This is a genomic window from Bacillus sp. URHA0034 (assembly GCF_056280405.1).
Window position 1 is genome coordinate 4879959 of record NZ_JBWCDK010000002.1, and the last position, 19254, is coordinate 4899212.

18 protein-coding genes are annotated in these 19254 nt (G+C 38.3%); 13 read left to right on the plus strand and 5 right to left on the minus strand.

Features of this window, described 5'->3' with window-relative positions; translation table 11 throughout:
- The first annotated feature begins 123 nt into the window (after nucleotides 1-123).
- From ACZ9EE_RS25595 to ACZ9EE_RS25615, 5 genes are all read left to right on the plus strand, one after another.
- Nucleotides 124-597: a cell wall elongation regulator TseB-like domain-containing protein gene (locus ACZ9EE_RS25595; protein ID WP_476031430.1), complete on the plus strand. Its 474-nt coding sequence runs from the start codon at nucleotides 124-126 to the stop codon at nucleotides 595-597.
- A 31-nt stretch (nucleotides 598-628) separates the two neighbouring features.
- Complete coding sequence (locus ACZ9EE_RS25600) at nucleotides 629-1816, plus strand: pyridoxal phosphate-dependent aminotransferase (RefSeq protein WP_476033095.1); 1188 nt, start codon at nucleotides 629-631, stop codon at nucleotides 1814-1816.
- 126 nt (nucleotides 1817-1942) lie between these two features.
- Nucleotides 1943-2644 (plus strand): DnaD domain-containing protein, encoded by a 702-nt coding sequence (locus tag ACZ9EE_RS25605; RefSeq protein ID WP_476031431.1) that lies wholly within the window; start codon nucleotides 1943-1945, stop codon nucleotides 2642-2644.
- A gap of 64 nt (nucleotides 2645-2708) precedes the next feature.
- Nucleotides 2709-3371, plus strand: coding sequence for an endonuclease III (gene nth, locus ACZ9EE_RS25610; RefSeq protein WP_476031432.1), 663 nt, complete (start codon nucleotides 2709-2711; stop codon nucleotides 3369-3371).
- Nucleotides 3364-3726: a YpoC family protein gene (locus ACZ9EE_RS25615; protein ID WP_476031433.1), complete on the plus strand. Its 363-nt coding sequence runs from the start codon at nucleotides 3364-3366 to the stop codon at nucleotides 3724-3726. Before nth ends, ACZ9EE_RS25615 begins: the two co-directional genes overlap by 8 nt.
- 18 nt (nucleotides 3727-3744) lie before the next feature.
- Here the strand turns inward: ACZ9EE_RS25615 and ACZ9EE_RS25620 are convergent, their stop codons facing one another.
- Both ACZ9EE_RS25620 and recU read right to left on the minus strand, forming a co-directional pair.
- On the minus strand, nucleotides 3745-6495 hold the full coding sequence (locus ACZ9EE_RS25620) for a PBP1A family penicillin-binding protein (RefSeq protein WP_476031434.1): 2751 nt from the start codon (nucleotides 6493-6495) through the stop codon (nucleotides 3745-3747).
- A gap of 35 nt (nucleotides 6496-6530) precedes the next feature.
- On the minus strand, nucleotides 6531-7142 hold the full coding sequence (recU, locus tag ACZ9EE_RS25625; RefSeq protein WP_476031435.1) for a Holliday junction resolvase RecU: 612 nt from the start codon (nucleotides 7140-7142) through the stop codon (nucleotides 6531-6533).
- A 186-nt stretch (nucleotides 7143-7328) separates the two neighbouring features.
- On the opposite strand from recU, the gene ACZ9EE_RS25630 reads away from it, so the two are divergent.
- From ACZ9EE_RS25630 to ACZ9EE_RS25640, 3 genes are all read left to right on the plus strand, one after another.
- Nucleotides 7329-8306: a DUF2515 domain-containing protein gene (locus tag ACZ9EE_RS25630; RefSeq protein WP_476031436.1), complete on the plus strand. Its 978-nt coding sequence runs from the start codon at nucleotides 7329-7331 to the stop codon at nucleotides 8304-8306.
- Nucleotides 8307-8808: 502 nt separating this feature from the next.
- A complete protein-coding gene (locus ACZ9EE_RS25635) occupies nucleotides 8809-9084 on the plus strand; it encodes a hypothetical protein (RefSeq protein WP_476031437.1) in 276 nt (91 codons plus the stop codon).
- A gap of 86 nt (nucleotides 9085-9170) precedes the next feature.
- On the plus strand, nucleotides 9171-9527 hold the full coding sequence (locus ACZ9EE_RS25640) for a YppE family protein (RefSeq protein WP_476031438.1): 357 nt from the start codon (nucleotides 9171-9173) through the stop codon (nucleotides 9525-9527).
- A gap of 109 nt (nucleotides 9528-9636) precedes the next feature.
- Here ACZ9EE_RS25640 and ACZ9EE_RS25645 read toward each other — a convergent pair whose 3' ends face one another.
- Nucleotides 9637-9846: a YppF family protein gene (locus ACZ9EE_RS25645; RefSeq protein WP_215043056.1), complete on the minus strand. Its 210-nt coding sequence runs from the start codon at nucleotides 9844-9846 to the stop codon at nucleotides 9637-9639.
- A gap of 187 nt (nucleotides 9847-10033) precedes the next feature.
- On the opposite strand from ACZ9EE_RS25645, the gene ACZ9EE_RS25650 reads away from it, so the two are divergent.
- Entirely contained in the window at nucleotides 10034-10591 is a 558-nt protein-coding gene (locus tag ACZ9EE_RS25650) for a YppG family protein (protein WP_476031439.1), read from the plus strand.
- A gap of 1008 nt (nucleotides 10592-11599) precedes the next feature.
- Here the strand turns inward: ACZ9EE_RS25650 and ACZ9EE_RS25655 are convergent.
- A complete protein-coding gene (locus ACZ9EE_RS25655; RefSeq protein WP_476031440.1) occupies nucleotides 11600-12082 on the minus strand; it encodes an Hsp20/alpha crystallin family protein in 483 nt (160 codons plus the stop codon).
- 190 nt (nucleotides 12083-12272) lie between these two features.
- Here ACZ9EE_RS25655 and hcp point away from each other — a divergent pair, with 190 nt between their 5' ends.
- Complete coding sequence (gene hcp / locus ACZ9EE_RS25660) at nucleotides 12273-13562, plus strand: hydroxylamine reductase (protein WP_476031441.1); 1290 nt, start codon at nucleotides 12273-12275, stop codon at nucleotides 13560-13562.
- 347 nt (nucleotides 13563-13909) lie between these two features.
- On the opposite strand, the gene ACZ9EE_RS25665 is transcribed toward hcp, so the two are convergent.
- Entirely contained in the window at nucleotides 13910-14611 is a 702-nt protein-coding gene (locus ACZ9EE_RS25665; RefSeq protein WP_476031442.1) for a Crp/Fnr family transcriptional regulator, read from the minus strand.
- A gap of 172 nt (nucleotides 14612-14783) precedes the next feature.
- Here ACZ9EE_RS25665 and ACZ9EE_RS25670 point away from each other — a divergent pair, with 172 nt between their 5' ends.
- The 3 genes from ACZ9EE_RS25670 (at nucleotide 14784) to ACZ9EE_RS25680 (ending at nucleotide 19161) form a co-directional block, all read left to right on the plus strand.
- A complete protein-coding gene (locus ACZ9EE_RS25670; RefSeq protein WP_476031443.1) occupies nucleotides 14784-17087 on the plus strand; it encodes a DEAD/DEAH box helicase in 2304 nt (767 codons plus the stop codon).
- Between the two features lie 8 nt (nucleotides 17088-17095).
- Entirely contained in the window at nucleotides 17096-18334 is a 1239-nt protein-coding gene (locus ACZ9EE_RS25675; RefSeq protein ID WP_476031444.1) for a ribonuclease H-like domain-containing protein, read from the plus strand.
- A 389-nt stretch (nucleotides 18335-18723) separates the two neighbouring features.
- Entirely contained in the window at nucleotides 18724-19161 is a 438-nt protein-coding gene (locus ACZ9EE_RS25680; RefSeq protein ID WP_476031445.1) for a CotD family spore coat protein, read from the plus strand.
- Nucleotides 19162-19254: the final 93 nt, after the last annotated feature.

The following is a 19254-nucleotide window of genomic DNA, read 5'->3' on the forward strand; positions in this document are numbered from 1 at the left end:
AAAAATTTCTAATTTTGATGAAGATTGATAAACACATCTTGATTTATCCTGTTATAATAATTTAGAAAGATTCTTGATTAAGAGGTTTAACTAATAAAGTACATAAAGAAGTGAGAAAGTAAAATGAAAAAATGGATTCTCATTCCCGTAATTGTAGTAATAGTCATCATCGGATTGTTAATAAAAGTCTATACTTCTTCAGTACAACCAGTTAAAGCGGCTGAAGAAAGGGCTGTTTCACTAGCTGAAGATAAGGTGAATTTGAGTGAAGTGGATGACTTTCACATATACAATGGCATTGAGACAGTTAATGTGATTGAAGGGAAAAATAAAAAGGGCAGTAAAGTAATCGTTTGGATTCCTGAAAAGAGTAAAAAGGTTATCATTAAAAAAGCAAAAGATGGTATCACTAAAGAAGAAGCAATCCAAAAGTTATTACAGGAAAAACAACCTAAGAAAATTATTTCAGTACGGCTTGGTATGGAAAAAAATATTCCATTATGGGAAATTTACTACCGTTCTGAAAATAATTTAATAAATTATTACTATGTTCACTTTGAAACCGGTGAATGGCTAAAAAAAATTGAAAATCTATAGCTAGTGGAGATCGGAGGAAAGAGATATGGCAATCAAACTTGCAAATCGGGTAATGGCACTTACGCCATCTACTACGTTAGCTATTACTGCAAAAGCAAAAGAATTGAAAGAAAAAGGGGAAGATGTCATTGGATTAGGGGCAGGGGAACCTGACTTTAATACTCCTCAGCACATATTAGATGCCGCTGTAAAATCAATGAACGAGGGGCATACAAAATACACTCCTTCGGCGGGCCTGCCTGCCTTAAAGAAAGCGATTATTAATAAGTTTGAGGCAGACCAAGGATTAATCTACAAACCTAATGAAGTGATCGTAGGTAATGGAGCGAAACACGTTTTATATACATTATTCCAAGTTATTCTTAACGATGGTGATGAGGTAATTATTCCAACACCTTATTGGGTCAGCTATCCTGAACAAGTAAAATTGGCAGGTGGTGTACCTGTTTATGTTGAGGGGCAGGAACAAAATAATTTTAAAATTACACCGCAGCAATTAAAAGAAGCGGTGACAGATAAAACAAAAGCCGTGATTATTAATTCACCAAGCAATCCGACAGGTGTTTTATACACTGAACAAGAACTGTTAGAACTAGGAAAAATTTGTTTGACAGAAGATATTTTGATTGTTTCAGATGAAATATATGAGAAGCTTGTCTACTCTGGCGCGAAACATGTTTCAATTGCTCAGCTTTCATCTGAATTGAAGGAGCAAACCATTGTCATCAATGGGGTATCCAAATCTCATTCAATGACTGGCTGGAGAATTGGCTATGCCGCAGGTAATAAACAAATCGTTGAGGCCATGACGAATCTTGCCAGCCATAGTACATCCAATCCGACCACAACAGCCCAATATGCTGCGATAGCGGCTTACAATGGGTCACAGGAACCGGTGGAAGAAATGAGACAGGCATTTGAGAAAAGATTAGAGATTGTCTATGATAAATTAGTTGCAATTCCCGGATTTACATGTGTGAAGCCACAGGGGGCTTTTTACCTTTATCCAAATGTAAAGAGTGCAGCGGAGATGACAGGATTTAGTAACGTTGATGACTTCGTTGAAGCCCTTCTCGTCGAAGCTAAGGTTGCAGTGATTCCAGGTTCAGGTTTTGGGACCCCAGATAATATTCGCCTATCCTATGCCACATCACTTGAACAATTAGAAAAAGCCGTGGAACGAATTGATCAATTCGTTACAGCAAAGGTTAAAAGCTAACCATTACTTTTTAATTAAAAGTCTGCAATTTGCAGGCTTTTTGTTTTTCCTTTCCAAAGATGGATTCCTAATCCTCTTACTCGATTAGATGGTTCATGTTATACTAATCAAGAGGTGTAGAAACATATGAAATCAAATATAGTAGCCTGGATGCAGGAAGGGAATATTACGATTCCTACATTGCTGTTTTCAGAATATCGAAATCTGAACTTAAATGAGACGGAACTTGTTCTTTTATTAAATATTATTACTTTTATCGAAAAAGGAAATGAATTTCCTACTCCAGAAGAGCTTTCAGGTTTAATGACAGTATCGATTGCTGAGTGTAATGACATGCTGAGAAGGCTGATACAAAGAGGTTTTATTGAGATAATTGATCAATATAGTAATGAAGGCATCCGCTATGAAAAATATTCTGTTAAGCCATTGTGGGAAAAACTAGTGGAGCAGTTTTTGTTAAATAACCAAGTAACAAGACAAGCTGAACAAAAAACGGAAGAAACCGACGTATATACTTGTTTCGAAAAAGAATTTGGCCGTCCACTTTCTCCATTCGAATGTGAATCGCTTGGGATGTGGATGGACGATGACCATCATGACCCAATTATCATTAAAGCTGCGCTTCGTGAGGCTGTTATGTCAGGAAAATTAAACTTCCGTTACATTGATCGAATCCTTTTTGAGTGGAAGAAAAATGGGATTAAAACCATTGAACAAGCTAAAAATCATGGACGTAAGTTTCGACAAAAACAAACTGAAAAGACCCAAAGTAAGAACGAAGACCATCAGCCATCAGTCCCTTTTTATAACTGGCTAGAGCAGAAATAATTGTCAATTGAACGAGGGGAACTACTCTCGTTTTCTTTCATTTTATAAGTAGCAGGTGAGATCATTGCTGAATAATACTCAAATTCGTTATTGCTTAGATGAAATGGGGAACATGTTCCCAGATGCACATTGTGAGTTGAACCACACTAATCCTTTTGAACTTGTTATCGCTGTTTCATTATCGGCACAATGTACCGATGCCCTTGTAAATAAAGTAACTAAGGGTTTATTTGAGAAATATAAAACTCCGGAAGATTACTTAAACGTATCACTTGAAGAACTTCAAAATGATATTCGCTCTATTGGCCTATATCGGAATAAAGCAAAAAATATTCAGAGTTTATGTCGAATGTTATTAGAAGAATATAACGGTATTCTTCCAATCGATCGAGATGAGTTGACTAAACTGCCAGGGGTGGGCAGAAAAACGGCCAATGTCGTCGTTTCTGTAGCCTTTAATATACCAGCGATTGCAGTAGATACACATGTGGAAAGGGTTAGTAAACGCCTTGGAATTTGCCGTTGGAAGGATTCCGTTCTCGAAGTGGAGAAAACGTTAATGAAGAAGGTTCCAAAGGATGAATGGTCCCTAACACATCATCGATTAATCTTTTTTGGAAGATATCATTGCAAGGCCCAAAATCCACAATGTCCAAGCTGTCCATTATTAGAGCTATGTCGGGAAGGTAAAAAGAGAATGAAAGGGAAGGCTGCAGTGAATGAATAATCGGCGAGAAGCAGCAGCAGCAATACTTGGTGAATGGGAAAGTATCCAAAGCCAACTTGCACCATTATTTCGCGCTCGTGATCAAAAAAACACAAAAGAATGGATGAAAAAGGGAATTAACCTTTTCCTGCAATTTTTATATCTTACGAATAATGAAATCTTCTTATCTAGTAATGGTAATAAAATAAACTATGACCAGTTTTTATTTAAGCCAGTTAATCTTGAAGAAAGAATCGATTTTATTATTTCAAGACCTGGTTTATACCATTCGTATCGGCAGCTTTCTGAATTAATGCATGAGCAGGAAAAGCAATTTGTAAAGAGCAATATAGTAAAAAAATCGTCTAGGCTTTAACCTAGACGATTTTTTAGTTTATTGACTATTTGTTTCCCCGCGATTTCCAGTACTTTGACTGCTAGGAGGGGTTACAGGGGTTGTAACCGGGGGAGTAGTCCCTCCTGGGTTACTGTTACCGGTATTCCCATTATTACTTCCGTTTCCAGTCCCATTGCTATTGCCATTCGTATTCCCGGTTTCATTTCCGGTATTATTGCCGTTTTCAGTACCAGTCCCATTGCCATTGCCGGTCCCATTGCCGTTTTCAGTACCAGTACCTGTTCCATTGCCGTTCTCAGTACCAGTACCTGTTCCATTGCCGTTCTCAGTACCAGTACCTGTTCCATTGCCATTGCCAGTACCGTTCCCGTTTTCATTTCCATTTCCATTCCCTGGGTTAGTTCCTGTTCCTTGGTCTGTCTGTCCTTCACTCTGTGGAATATCAATCGAAGTATGAACAGCATCACTCTTATTAGTTCCGGTGAAGGCAAAGATGGAAATAGTATATTTTTCTCCTGGATTACCTTTAAAGGTTATGCTATTGCCATCCTGAACAGAATGATTCGAATTGGTACCGTCAATCGTGACATCAAATTGGATACCTTTGTTTGCAGCATTGTTATAATTCCAGGAAACGACAACATTTCCACTAGTAATATCATATTTAGCAGTAACATTTGCAGGTGCTGAAAGTTTGTTATATTTTTCAGATACTCTTTTAGGTGCATGCCCTTTAACTGCGTATTCAATTGATACCTGACTACTAGGTGTATACTTACTAGCCAATACAGCAGGCATGGTGCCTTTTTCAATTCTAACCTTTTGGACACTATTCGGCATTGTAAAATCTGGAGTGTTAATGTCCTTAGATACATAAGCCATTAAATTCTTAAATAGCAGCTGAGCAATTCTTTGATTGCTGCCCTCAGCAGTAATTGGGGTTTTTCTGCTTTCATATCCCGTCCAGATGGATGCAGTATAATTGGTTGTATAGCCAGTAAACCAAGCATCTGGAACAGAACTGCTATTTATATTCCATTCAGCCATTTCTTGATCTGTATAGTTTGTTGTTCCTGTTTTTCCTGCTATTGGAAGCCCAGGCACTTTGGCCCTTGTTCCTGTCCCAGGAGATACAAGCACACTCTTCAACATATCAGTAACCATAAAGGCAGTCGAATCTTTCATCACCACTTTTGGTTTAGGAGCTGTGTCAATCATGGTGCCGTCTCGGAGCTTAATTTTCCTAACTGAATGTGGTTTAGTGTAAAATCCGTTATTTCCAAAAGCAGCATAGGCTCCGGCCATTTGAAGTGGAGAAACCCCAGTTTCAAAGCCGCCGATGGCATAGGATTCGTAAATTTCTTTTAAGGGAATGCCAAGATTAACCGCAAAGTCTTTTGCTTTATCAAGGCCAACCTGCTGGAGTGCCTGAACAGCGGGACTGTTACGTGATAATTGCAGTGCGGTTCTAATGGTCATTGGCCCCTTATACTTCTGATCCCAGTTTCCAAATTTCTTACCGGATGAATAAGTAATTGGCTTATCGTTAATCATTTCATAAGTGCCCCAATTTAAATATTCAATCGCTGGACCATAATCGAGCACCGGCTTGATCGTAGAGCCAGGCTGTCGTCTCGTACCGGTAGCATAATTAAATCCACGTTGTACCTGTTGATTTCTTCCTCCACCAATTGCCCGAATTTCTGAGGTCTTTGTATCAAGGAGGACAATACCAGCTTGAAACTTATCATCAGGGTAAGGGATAATGTTAGAATCCTTAGTATCTAGGATTTCATTAACATGTAATTGAGCATCTCTGTCTAGTGTTGTATAGATCGTTAGTCCATCCGTATAAATATCAAAATCAGTTGTATCGTTGACTTCATTAATAACCGCATCCACAAATGAGTTATAGGTTTTATTATCATCAACTTGCCGTTTTTCAATTGGCAGCACATCTTTTGCTACAGAAACCTTTTCAGCTTCTTGCATTTGCTGCTTTGATATATATCCATGCTGATACATTAATGATAAAACGATATTACGTCTTTTTTCTGCTAAATCAGCATGCTCAAATGGATTATAGTTATTAGGACTTTGGGGCATTCCGGCAATTTGCGCCGCTTCTGCCAGGGAAAGGTCCTTTAATTCCTTACCGTAGTAGATTTTGGCTGCTGTAGCAAGACCATGGCTGTTTTCTGATACGTACACTTTATTTACATACATTTCAAAGATCTGGTGTTTTGTATATTGCTGCTCAAGTTGATAGGCAAGCCACGCTTCTTGAACCTTCCGTTTTAACGTCTTTTGTTGAGTTAAAAAAGCATTTTTAACTACTTGCTGCGTGATCGTACTTCCGCCTTCCGCACCAAATCCGTGCTGGAAGTTGGCTAAAATGGCGCCGCCGAGACGTATTGGATCAATGCCATGGTGCTTATAGAATCGATAGTCTTCTGTTGCTAACACAGCATCTTCAAGTATTTTAGGAATGTCTTTATAGTTTACATATTCTCGATTTACAGCACCTACTTCAGTAATCAACTTATCATTTTTATCTAAAATCTTTGAAGGGATAGGATCTTTTAGTAATTTTGGATCAAGTTTGGGAGCATCCTTAACAAAATAAGCGAAAGTCCCCACTCCGGCAAGTATTCCTATTATTCCGAGGACAACTAGACTTAGAAAAATCTTCTTAAATAGTCCGCGGGGTTTTTGCTGCTTATTTTTCTTACCTTTGGATTGGAGTTGCTTCCTGCGCTCCTCTCTTGATTTGTATTGTTCAGGCATAATAATTTCCTTCCTTTCTACGCTCTATGAAAAAATTAAAGTTTTTCTAGTAGATCTATGATTTTAATATAGTCAATTCTTGGTTGAAATCCAAGCGGTATGTGGTAGCCCTTTTGTTCAATCTCTTCTTTCGTAATGGATTTTCTTCCTCCATTTATCATTCGCTCCCAAAAATGCAGCAAGTGTCGGGCTTCGAGCAGATATACCTGTTCAAATTTTGTAAACCTGAGAATAACAAAACAAATTCCTCCTTGACCCATAACCTCTTCCATATGTTGTATTTGGTGTTGATGGAAATTCTTTAATGGAAATGAGGTGGGATTTTGAGTTTCCTTTGCTTCAAAATCAACATATTTACCTTTATATACCCCATTATAATCCGTTGTCGAGGCTAGTTTAAAGTATGCCTCTTTTATAACGGCAGCACTTCTATTGGGATAATCCACCTGAACGATTTGAACAGGGGTGGGCTTTTTATGTATGACTGCAATTTTTCTTTCTCGGTAATACTGATTCGTTTCATTTAAATCTTCCTCTAGTGTCATACCCCGATTACTATAAGATCCATTTTTAATATTTTTCACATTAGTGTCTTTCGGAAGTTCTTTTGGCTTGTACTTTTTTCCATTCGGATAGTTAAGATTCATCGTTTTACACCTCTCAAGCTAATCCTTATCATACCAAATCTTTGTTCATATGGGGGTGTATAAAAATAAAATGGCTTACACACGCTAATTATAATTGTACCTTGAATGCCAAACTTAGACATGATTCGATTTTAGTAAAGATTTTAACGCAAAATTAAAACTCTATCAAAAATAAGGAAGATGAATATGAATCATCTTACGATACAGGAACAATCAATCATTCGTCAAATTGTAAGTGAAACAAAAAAAAGAAATATTGATAATATTACGCGAACAGATGCCTATTTTTCCTATTTTAAACATCATCAGGATATTATTTGGTCTTTTCTAGCAAGTATGGTTTCACGAAACGGCGGCTGGAATATGTGTGATCTCGAAGGTGACATTTTCCCGGAAATTTTAGAACCAAAAATGAGGAAACAGTTATTTCTGACATATGAGCGGGCCAATTGGCTTATATTTCATGACGTTTTTCCCCAGCTTCTGCTTTATCAATATTCGACGAAATTAAATCGGCCTATGTTTCACTTACTTCCCTATTTTCATGTGTCAGCATTTATTCAAAAAGAGTGGGAGCGTTATTGGAAAGAAAACGATAAGGAAAGATTAACAAGGGCGTTAATTATTAATGAACAAAATGTAATTCAAACACCTGTGATAGAACATCCTGTATATAAAACAAAGGTCTTCCGTTCCATCCTTTTTTCTTTTCAAGATTGGCTTCACTTCAGCTGCGTTCTTTTTCCTACTTGTGGAGGGGAGGTGTATGGGGCCAGTGTTAATGGTTTTAAATCCCTATCTAAGCGAATCAATTTAGGGAAGAGGCTGGCTAGTATCCTTTTTCATCCACGGCTGTTTCCTTATTTTTTTGAGTTTGCTGAAAAGAACCCGCATACTGGTTCAAGAAATGATTATGAGCAATACTTTAAAATAAAGACAGGCAGGAAAACGCCACTACTTAGAACAACTTTTCCAGTTATTGAGCATCACCAACATAAATATCAGGATTGGAGTAGACAGCGACTCATTTCCCCGGCCTGGCTGCATTTACCTGCCCGCCATCATCATCCTATCCATCTTACGGACTGGTACATTAATAAATCAAATCAGCTTCATTTAGTACTTTCCCTTCAAAAAACACTTAAGCTAAAAAAGTGGAAATAAAAAAAGCAAGGACGGTTCCTTGCTTTTTTAGTGAATTATAGAAGAAACACTTAATTCAACTTTATTGGAGTGAGACACGTCCAGCGCCTAGGGGCTCGGGGGCATAAGCCAATCCGTCAATAAGAAGGCTAAAGAGCAGCCTTCTCGCCGCCTCGTCTTATGCCTGTCGCCCCTGATCAAGGCGTTTCCGCTTTTGGCTTTACTCAGCAGGACGGTTTGGTCCTTCAAGCTTTTTATCCCCATAGCCTGTTTTTTGCTCTGTGACTGCTTTTGTTTGCTTGCTTGTTGGATTATTTTTTTTCGCCATTAAAAACACCTCCAATATTAGCATGTGCGGTTCAGTGATTTTTCATGCGAACTTATGATTATGTCGAAAAAGATTATCAATCATGATGTTTTAACACTTTCTTTGCCGAATTGCTTCTAGTTTTGTCAAGCTTGAAGGAGGCTGAAAAGGGAAGGAGAATAATACGTAATAGATATTCGTGAGGAGGGATTTGTAATGACTATACCAATGTCCGAAAAAGAAAAAATGCTTACGATGCTAACTGAAATATATGATCAATTAGAAGAATTGGAGTCTGTTCTAGAAGCCTCTTTCTCCGACGAACGCCTTCAAATAAAAAGTGAGGAACAAGAAAAATTAACAGTAACACTTCAGTGCCTTTCAGATATTGAGGGGAGATCAGCAAAAATGAACCCGATGCCTCATCAAGAAATCCTTGATACTAACCTTGGAACGATTCCTCCATCATTAAAGCTTGAATTAGGTTTTTAAATAGCGCTAAAATAATAATATGGTTAAAAGTAGCATTCTACCTTTGCTACTTTTTTATTTTGGACATTAAAGGGGTTAAAGAGATCATGACAGATGAAATTCTTCACTTAACGGAAAAACTTTTACATTATAATAATCTATTTTTAAAGAACTATCGAGAAGGCAGAGAGACAGGACGAACATATGATTTTTATAAGGATATTAAACCATTTGCAGATGAAGTAAAGGAGTTAAATGAAAAATGGAATAAGGCCATGAAGAAATGGCTTCCCACTGCGAATACTTTACACCTCCATGTCACACAAATTGATACAACCTCTGCCCATATTGATCAAATCTCTGTTCAGTCTTTTTTTCCTGAGACAAGTAAATCAAGATTTTTAAATACACAACGGTCGGTAGAATTTGTTCTTGCGGAAGTAATAAAAGAAGTGAAAAAATAGAAAGAGATGCAGGTAAATCGCATCTCTTTAGGATAGATTAAATTTTCTTTCTGCCTTCAAATAAATAACAGCAGACGAGTGGCGCTAGAGTATTCAGCTGCCAATTAGTTTATGAATGTTCGATGAGGGAGTCTTCATGATTAGTTTCAGGTATAACCGCACCTTGGTTCTCAAGCTCGCGGACAAGAACGCGATATTCTTTTATACTAATTTCATTATGAATATACACTTTCTTTGCAAAATCCAATAAGGCATTAACGTCATCTGTGTTGTAATCCCGACTTTGAATAAATTTGCTTTTTAATTCGTGAATGTCCATAAATAGCTCCTCCTTCACCCTTTTGTTAATCGTATCATGAAAAGATAGGATTCCTAGTTTTTAAAATATTTAAACTTTAGACAAAATTCCCGTGAATCTGACATTGACAAACCCACACTTAGAATCACCATTCATCTCTAATTTTCATAATGTGTAATAGAGAATAATAAAGAGGAGATGTTTGCCCATGTTTGGTAAAACAAGACCAAAACATTTCGTTCATCATGGATACTCGGGGCAAATGATGCACCAAGTACCAATGACACAACAACAAATGAACCCTCAAGTCTATTTGAATAGGAATCAGCCGACGAATCCATATCAGACTCAACCACAGAACTTTAATATGTTGCCCTATTACCCGCCCAACCCTTATTACCCACAGCAAATGCAGACATTTGGTCAAACCTATCAACCGGGCTTTGTACAACAAAATATGCCTCATCAAACTCAATATAAGCAAAAGGATAACCAGTTTCTCTTTCATAACCCCTTGCAGCCCAAGGATGAATTGGTTCAACAGTCATACATGCCGATGAATGGTTATCCAGTAATGAATCCCTATCCTAAAAACAGTTTTATGCCAAAACAACCAGGTGGAATGCAATCGTTAATCAATTCCTTTAAATCACAAGATGGATCTGTGGATATTAATAAAATGGTGAATACAGCAGGGCAAATGATGAATGCAGTAAACCAAGTATCCTCGCTTGTTAAAGGATTTGGGGGTATCTTTAAAATTTAAATCATTTCAGTGAATAAAAAAGACGGCTATTGGCAGTAAGTAGTTCAGTTTTAAGGTAGAAAAACTAAATTATAACTGTATTTTTCAGTCCAATTCACAATAGAGTTGGACTATTCATTTTTGTTGAGATATCAAGGCTTGAATGGAATTATATCTAAACTAGCAATAAAAATGGCATATAAATTAGTATATGGACAATAGTTATTGGTCAGATGTTATTTGATGCGACAAACGTGATGCTAATTTCCTAGTTTTGATTCAAATAAGGTAAATGATAAGTAACTTTAATTTACGCTTGCTGCACAAAACATCAGACGGGCAGAAGTGTCGGAAAATAGGGCAGCCTTGAACAGTTTGAGGAAAAATTATATCAGTTCTGTCCGAAGTCGAGGCATCTTCTGACAGCAGATGGCTAAATTACTTCAATTCTGTCCGAAGTCGAGGCATCTTCTGACAGCAGATGGCTAAATTACTTCAGTCCTGTCCGAAGTCGAGGCATCTTCTGACAGCAGATGGTTAAATTACTTCAGCCCTGTCCAAAGTCTAGGCATCTTCTGACAGCAGATGGTTAAATTACTTCAGCCCTGTCCAAAGTCTAGGCATCTTCTGACAGCAGATGGCTAAATTACTTCAGTTCTGTCCGAAGTCGAGGCATCTTCTGACAGCAGATGGTTAAATTACTTCAGCCCTGTTCAAAGTCGAGGCATCTTCTGACAGCAGATGGCTAAATTCTTCAGTCCTGTCCGAAGTCGAGGCATCTTCTGACGCGCAGATGGCTAAATGACTTCAGTTCTGTCCGAAGTCAGGAAATCTTCTTACAAATAAGTTTTCCGACACGTTATAAAAAACGCTCGGTTTCCCAAGCGTTTTTTTGCTAATTTTCGTAAAAAAGCAGTGTTTAATTAGGTTGATAGCTCAGTTTTGCATTTTAATTTTCTACTCGATAACTGAACTACTTACTATTGGCAGCCGTCTTTTTTTATATTAAGGAAACTTAAACATGGCAATTTATTCTTCTATATCTATTACTTTTCCTTTTTCCTGAGGAATACGGATTTGCAATAAGCCATCACGATACGAAGCTCTAACCAATTTCTCGTTGATCGTATGTGGCAGGGAGATCGTCCTAGCAGCTTGCTGACGGGAGTATTTCCGACGATAAACATGGGTAAGTTCGTTTTCCTCTGTTTCTAATTCGCTATTTTCAACTGAGATGGTTAAATAGTTTCCTGTAATATTTAATTGGATTTGCTCCTTCTTGACACCTGGCAGCTCAGCAGAAATAATATATTCCTTGCCTGTTTCTACTGTATCAACATGAAAACCTGCCGCTGTAGGAAAAGGAGTTTTAAAAAAATCATCAATTGATTGTAAAAATCCCCGCATCGGTTTATCAGTGAATAAGTCATTCATTGATTTGATTAAATCCCTGAAAGGTTCTGATAGTGGGGATTTATGGTTATTTTTATCACTCGGAGGCATGGATGACATGTTTATTCCCTCTCTTTCCATTATTTTACTCTACATCATATGCTTAGAAAAATAGGTAGGTGCCGACATATGTTCGTCACAATTTATTGAACTTTTTGTTACAAACTCAATTGTTGTGATTTGAATCACACTAGTGGAGTGTAAAAATTTGTACGCTAGTAAGGAAATATAATGGAAGAGGGGAAGCTACATGTTCTGTTATCAATGTGAACAAACACCTACCGGCGGATGTAAGGTGATCGGTGTTTGCGGTAAAGATGAAACAATCGCCAGCTTACAAGATACGATTATTTTTGGGTTAAAAGGAATTGCAGCTTACAGAACACATGCCAATCAACTTGGGTATACGGACCCGTTTGTCGATGCGACAACACACGAAGCACTTTACATGACATTAACTAATTCAAACTTTAACGTACAGGAACATATTGACATGGCTATGAAGGTGGGCCAATCTGCTGTCCGCGTTATGGAAATGCTCGATGAGGCCCATACGAAACGATTGGGAATTCCTGAACCAATCCGCGTTAGTCAAAATAAGATTGAAGGCAAGTGTATTGTTGTTACCGGGCATAACCTATTTGCCTTAGAGGAATTATTAAAGCAAACCGAAGGAAAAGGTATTAATATTTATACACACTCTGAAATGCTGCCTGCACATGGCTATCCTGCCCTGAAAAAATATTCTCATCTAAAAGGGAATATTGGTAAAGCTTGGTACGATCAACGTCGTTTATTTGAAAAGTTCCCTGGAGCGATTCTAGCTACAACCAACTGCGTAATGCCGATTAAAGGCACGTATGCTGATCGGATGTTCTCCTATGAAGTTACGGGACTCGAGAATGTGGAGAAAATTATCAATGATGATTTTACATCATTAATTAACCGGGCTTTAGAACTACCTGAAGCAGCGATAGAATCTGACGAAACATTACTTACAGGTTTTCACCATGAAACAGTTCTAGGTTTGGCGCCAGAGGTAATTGACGCGGTGAAAGCAGGTAAAATCAAACGTTTCTTTGTCATTGCAGGGTGTGATGCACCTGGTAAAGGTGGGGAGTACTACAGAGAGCTGGCTACATCACTTCCTCCGGAAACAGTTATTTTAACGACTTCCTGCGGTAAATTCCGCTTTAATGATGTCGATTATGGGGTAGTACCTGGAACAAATATCCCTAGATATATCGATTTAGGTCAATGTAATAATTCTGGTTCAACCGTGAAGATTGCCTTAGCATTAGCGGACGCGTTCGGCTGTGAAGTCAATGAATTACCAGTAAGTATCGTCTTATCTTGGTTTGAGCAAAAAGCAGTAGCCATTCTGCTAGGTCTTTTCAGTTTGGGGATTAAGGACATTAGAATTGGGCCTAAACCTCCTGAATTTATCTCAGAAGGAGTTCTTCAGGTCCTTCAGGATACTTTTAATCTTAAATTAATCGGTACAGCGAAAGAAGATATGGAAGAGATGCTTCAGCTGTAATTAACATAAGAAAACGCGGACTTAAAAGTAGGGCACTGCAAAACCTTCGGTTATTAAGAATCTTAAAGTAATACCAAAAAAGGTATAATTCTCTCTTAATGATGAGAAATTATACCTTTTTAAATTTAGACTAAGTAAAAGGACTCTGTTGATTGGAGCGGAAGGCGGCGAAGACTCCTGCGGGGGAGTACGGGACGGGAGCCCCCCGCCGGCGCTTTCGGCGCCGAGGAGGCTCCCCGGCACGCCCGCGAACCGCTCGCGCCTGGAGCGGAAATCAACAGACAAATTACATACACAACTAAAATTTAAGGGACTTAATCAGTGCCTCCCTAAAAGATACGTGTTTTTTATAATAGTAGATTTAATTCCTGCATCAGTATAGTTATATTCAGGATCATGTTTCCTTCAGCGTCTAGTTGTATTAATTCCTCTTTTTTCATCTTAGTCAATGTCCGGCTAATAGTTTCTCTCGTGGTTCCAATCATATTGGCAAGATCTCTATTCGTAAACTCTGATTTTAGATGAATCGTACCATCTGCCTGTTCAATTCCATGTTTCTGAGCTAGACGAATAAGAAGCTTAACAATTTGTTCATATGTATTGTTTAAAATCTGTTCCTCTAGGCGATTTTGTAAATCAACAATTTTCTCTCCAAGTACCTTAAACACTTTAATACAGAGCTCAGGATTTTCGATTAATACCTTTTCAAATTTGGAAATAGGAACTGCAATCAGGGTAGAGGGATCTAGCACTTCTGCATAGGCAGGATAATCGCCTTGTCTAAAGAACCCAACATGGGGGAACATTTCTCCTTTTTTTGCAATGGCTACAATTTGCTCTTTACCACTTAGATCACTTTTATAGATTTTTATTTTTCCATCGAAAATAAAATAGACGTTTTCGAGTCGATCGCCTTGGAGAAAGACATGACTATGTTTTTTCCACTCCCTGGCAATTGAAATATTTGCTATTTTTTCCAATTCGAAATGGTTTAATTCTCGGAAAAGGGTAAAATCACCTAGTACCCGTTTAATATCTTCAATTTTCATATAATCACCTTTCAAATCGAGTTCATTCTTTTTATATTGTAACAAAATATGGTCTGGACGTTTACTCTATCATGATGGTAAAAGGTTACAATCCTGTAAATGAATTAAATTTTGTTTTATATCTTTAATAACGAACGTCTATTCGGTAAAATAAGAATTATGAGGTGAGGACATGAAGCTAAAAAAAAACCTGCAGGAAATTCTTGCAGATTTAAAAATAAATCACGAGTTTAAAGAAAATATTGTCACATGGCATACGATTGCAAACAAGCCAGCCCAATCTGTTGACTTGCCAGAAGACCTTCATCCTGTTTTAAAGAAATCTCTTCAGATCAGAGGGATTGACCAGCTCTATACTCATCAAAAATCAGCATATGATGAAATTATGAACGGGAACAGTATTGTAGCAGTTACACCAACTGCCTCTGGAAAGACTCTTTGCTATAATCTGCCGGTGTTACAAACTATTTTGACTAATCCTAATGCACGAGCCCTGTACATTTTTCCAACTAAAGCACTCGCACAAGATCAAAAAAGCGAAATTAATGAAATAATTGAAGCGTCCGGCGCTGACATAAATAGTTATACGTACGACGGGGATACACCCGCAAACATAAGGCAGAGGGTAAGGAAAGCTGGACATGTAGTTATTACCAACCCGGATATGCTTCATTCGGCGATCCTTCCGCATCATACAAAATGGGTATCCTTATTCGAGAATCTTAAATTTGTGGTCATTGATGAGCTCCATACATACCGTGGTGTGTTTGGCAGTCATGTTGCCAATGTGATAAGAAGATTAAAGCGGATTTGCAACTATTATGGAAGCAGTCCGGTGTTTATATGTACCTCTGCCACTATCGCTAATCCTTTAGAACTTGCGGAGAAGTTAACCGAAGAGAAAATGACTTTGATTAATAATAATGGTGCACCAAGTGGAACCAAGCATTTCCTCTTTTATAACCCTCCAATAGTGAATAAGCCATTAAATATTCGCAGAAGTGCAACACTCGAGGTTCGTAAAATAGCAGGGGCACTATTAAAAAATAAGATTCAAACCATTGTATTTGCTAGAAGCAGAGTAAGAGTGGAAATAATTCTGACTTACTTACAGGAATTAGTTAAAAATGAGTTGGGTTCAAAATCAATTATGGGGTATCGTGGCGGATACTTACCAACAGAACGAAGGAAAATTGAAAAGGGCTTGCGCTCAGGCGACATCTATGGGGTTGTCAGCACGAATGCTCTTGAACTGGGAGTGGATATTGGACAGCTGCAGGTTTGTATTATGACAGGCTATCCTGGGACGATTTCAAGTGCTTGGCAGCAAGCAGGAAGAGCAGGCAGAAGACATGGCGAGGCTTTGGTTATAATGGTGGCTAGTTCCAGCCCGCTTGATCAATACATTATCCAAAACCCTGATTATTTTTTTAATAAAAGTCCTGAAACAGCCAGAATTAATCCAGATAATCTCATTATTTTAATTGATCATATGAAATGTGCTGCCTATGAACTGCCGTTTAAGACGGGTGATTTGTTTGGAAATGTGGAAACGGACGAGTTACTCGAATACTTAGCGGAGGAGCGTGTGCTCTATCGAAATGGGGAAAAATTCTTCTGGATGAATGATTCGTTCCCGGCTCATAACATTAGTTTACGCTCAGCCTCACAGGAAAACGTTATAATCGTCGATCAATCAGATATAGCGCATGTTAAGGTCATCGGTGAAATGGATCGTTTTTCCGCCATGACACTGCTCCATGATGAGGCCATTTACTTGCATCAAGGGACACAATATCAGGTAGAGAAGCTTGATTGGGATGAGAAAAAGGCATTTGTTCGTGAGGTGGATGTAGACTATTTTACGGATGCCAACCTGGCAGTTCAATTAAAGGTTTTAGAAGTTGACAAACTTCAAACGCTGTCTGAAGCAGAAATAGGGTATGGTGATGTCAGTGTCAGGGCGATGGCTACAATTTTTAAAAAAATTAAATTTGAGACACATGAAAACATTGGGTCCGGTCCGATTCATCTCCCAGAGGAGGAGCTTCATACAAATGCTGCATGGATTTCATTAAGCAAACCGTTAGTAGAAATGGGACAAGAGCGTCTCGAGCAGGGGCTGATTGGTGCTGCGCATGCCCTTAATCATATAGCTCCCTTATTTGTTATGGCTGATCCTCAGGATATCCACGTTATACCCCAAGTGAAAGCAGATCATAATGAAAAGCCGACTATTTTCTTTTATGATCGTTATCCGGGCGGTATTGGTCTGAGTGAAAAAATATATACAGGAATGTCTGAAGTTTTTAATGAAACCTTAAAAATGATCCACCATTGTCAATGTCAGTCAGGATGTCCTTCTTGTATTGGCACTGATACTGTTAGTGAAACAGCAAAAAATGATACGGTTAATATTCTCGAGACGTTCCTGCGAACTCCACGTTTAGGTGAGGAAGCTGCAACATGTCTTTAAAAAACAAATTGAATCGTTTAAAACCGCATCTGTCTGTCGGTGCTCATTCTGAAAAGGAAACAAAACTTCTTCCAGAGGGTTCTGCTTTTAAAATCCCCTTTCTTGATAAATGGGAACAAGAAAATGTCTCTCCGTATTTTTTAGATGAAAATTATTGTTTAATTCGAGAAGTAAGATACCCTTTGTCCTATCAGCATGGGCACTATCAGTTTCAAGATTTACGAACGGCAGTTAATTGCTGGAATATAAATAAAATTAATCATCCAATATCGTCTAAAGGGCATAGCGTGGAAGAATTATTCTTTTTTGACACAGAAACGACCGGGCTTGGCGGCGGGGTTGGAAATACGATTTTTATACTTGGTTATGCCAGTGTTTGCGGGGATGAGCTTATTTTAAGACAGCATATTTTGCCGAATCCAGGTGCTGAGGTTCCGCTATATCAAAGCTTTTTGGAGAAGGTAAACTATCGAACTCTTGTCACTTACAATGGCAAATCATTTGATTGGCCACAAGTAAAAACACGACATACTCTAGTTAGAGACCATGTCCCAAAACTGCCTGCCTTTGGACACTTTGATCTTTTTCACGCAGCTAGAAGACTTTGGAAACATAAATTAGATCGAATGAAGTTGTCCATCGTTGAAAAGGAAGTATTGGGTGTAGAACGAGTGGATGATATACCAGGCTATCTAGCTCCTATCATTTATTTTGATTTTATTGAAAGCAAACAACCTGATGGAATGCTTGGTATTTTAAAACATAATGAAATCGACATCTTATCCCTTGTTACATTGTATACTCATCTGACATTTCAGCTCTCGGGGATGGACCGGAATCAAACTCGCCCTGAAACGTTTGAAGTAGGACGTTGGTTTGCCAGCTTAGGAGAAACGGAACAAGCGAAAAAAGTATTAACGACCCTAACAAAAGAACAGGATATAACATCCAAACAGGCAAAGTTACTCCTCGCCTATCAGCAAAAAAAAGAACGTAATTGGAGCAGCGCGCGAAATTTGTTTTTGGAGGTTGTCGATTCCAACGATTTGCAAATAAGAACAGAGGCGTGTATTGAGCTGGCCAAGATATTTGAGCATAGGCTTAAAGACCTTCCAAAGGCTATTAAATTTTGTCAGGAAGCCATCAATTCAGTCTCTGCTGAACCATTCAATGGGAACAAGCCATTGTTTGACCAGCTTAAAGCCAGGCTTACACGCTTGGAAAAAAAATACGATAAATTACCCTAAATTAGGCGAACGTACACCAATTTTTGTCCAGCTATTTCATGATTAACAGTATTTGATTTTTTGACACAAATTTTTAACATTTTTATTAAGAAAACCAGCATTTCCATATTGTTTATCAGAGTTGAAAAAGGTAAAATTGAAAATTGGGTTGAGAAAAAACGACCATAAAACTTATGGAGCTGGTAGTATGTATAAAGCAATTCTTTTCTTATTTTTTATTGTCGTCTGTTTGACTGCCGTTGTGCTAACAAGTCTAAAAGACAGCTTTTATACTATGTTATAAAAATAGCATCGCTAAAAACGAAAAATAGGTATTTTCATTAGTACAAGAGTCGATCCTTTTACATAGGCTGTTAATGTAAACAGAATATTTGAAGGGAGATTTTCATATGTATCTAGGAACTAATTTTTTACCTCCAGTCATTCATCCGACGCAGCAAATTGTGAACCATACGTTTTCAACAACGGTGGTGCCGCATATTCATCCGGTTCATACCACCACAGTGAACCACCACATGTTCCAACATAAACATTACTGTCCGCAAACTGCATCATGTGCAGAAGAGTGCTGCAATCAGCACATTAACTGCTGTAACACATGTGCACCTGCTCCAATCGCACCAATGCCAAATGCATTACCGAATGCATTTCCAAATGCACCTGGCTTTGGTGGAATGGGTGGTCCAGGGTTTGGACCAGGGGCAGGACCAGGGTTTGGACCAGGAGCAGGACCAGGGTTTGGACCAGGAGCAGGACCGGGGTTTGGACCAGGAGCAGGACCGGGCTTTGGACCAGGACCAGGACCTTTTAGGGGCCGTAGACCATAGTAAGTGGATTGTCTTGCAAGGGCTGTTTAGCCCTTGTTTTTTATTTTCTTTTTATTATATGTTATGTTCTTAGTAATAAATTGTTTGTCCCAA

Excerpts from the sequence above, each read along its gene's own strand:
- ACZ9EE_RS25680 (WP_476031445.1), top strand. The coding sequence starts at position 18,724 with ATGTATCTAGGAACTAATTTTTTACCTCCAGTCATTCATCCGACGCAG.
- ACZ9EE_RS25655 (WP_476031440.1), bottom strand. The coding sequence starts at position 12,082 with ATGTCATCCATGCCTCCGAGTGATAAAAATAACCATAAATCCCCACTA.
- ACZ9EE_RS25605 (WP_476031431.1), top strand. The coding sequence starts at position 1,943 with ATGAAATCAAATATAGTAGCCTGGATGCAGGAAGGGAATATTACGATT.
- ACZ9EE_RS25645 (WP_215043056.1), bottom strand. The coding sequence starts at position 9,846 with ATGGACATTCACGAATTAAAAAGCAAATTTATTCAAAGTCGGGATTAC.
- ACZ9EE_RS25640 (WP_476031438.1), top strand. The coding sequence starts at position 9,171 with ATGACAGATGAAATTCTTCACTTAACGGAAAAACTTTTACATTATAAT.
- ACZ9EE_RS25635 (WP_476031437.1), top strand. The coding sequence starts at position 8,809 with ATGACTATACCAATGTCCGAAAAAGAAAAAATGCTTACGATGCTAACT.
- ACZ9EE_RS25630 (WP_476031436.1), top strand. The coding sequence starts at position 7,329 with ATGAATCATCTTACGATACAGGAACAATCAATCATTCGTCAAATTGTA.
- ACZ9EE_RS25665 (WP_476031442.1), bottom strand. The coding sequence starts at position 14,611 with ATGAAAATTGAAGATATTAAACGGGTACTAGGTGATTTTACCCTTTTC.
- ACZ9EE_RS25595 (WP_476031430.1), top strand. The coding sequence starts at position 124 with ATGAAAAAATGGATTCTCATTCCCGTAATTGTAGTAATAGTCATCATC.
- ACZ9EE_RS25670 (WP_476031443.1), top strand. The coding sequence starts at position 14,784 with ATGAAGCTAAAAAAAAACCTGCAGGAAATTCTTGCAGATTTAAAAATA.
- recU (WP_476031435.1), bottom strand. The coding sequence starts at position 7,142 with ATGAATCTTAACTATCCGAATGGAAAAAAGTACAAGCCAAAAGAACTT.
- ACZ9EE_RS25615 (WP_476031433.1), top strand. The coding sequence starts at position 3,364 with ATGAATAATCGGCGAGAAGCAGCAGCAGCAATACTTGGTGAATGGGAA.
- ACZ9EE_RS25650 (WP_476031439.1), top strand. The coding sequence starts at position 10,034 with ATGTTTGGTAAAACAAGACCAAAACATTTCGTTCATCATGGATACTCG.
- ACZ9EE_RS25620 (WP_476031434.1), bottom strand. The coding sequence starts at position 6,495 with ATGCCTGAACAATACAAATCAAGAGAGGAGCGCAGGAAGCAACTCCAA.
- hcp (WP_476031441.1), top strand. The coding sequence starts at position 12,273 with ATGTTCTGTTATCAATGTGAACAAACACCTACCGGCGGATGTAAGGTG.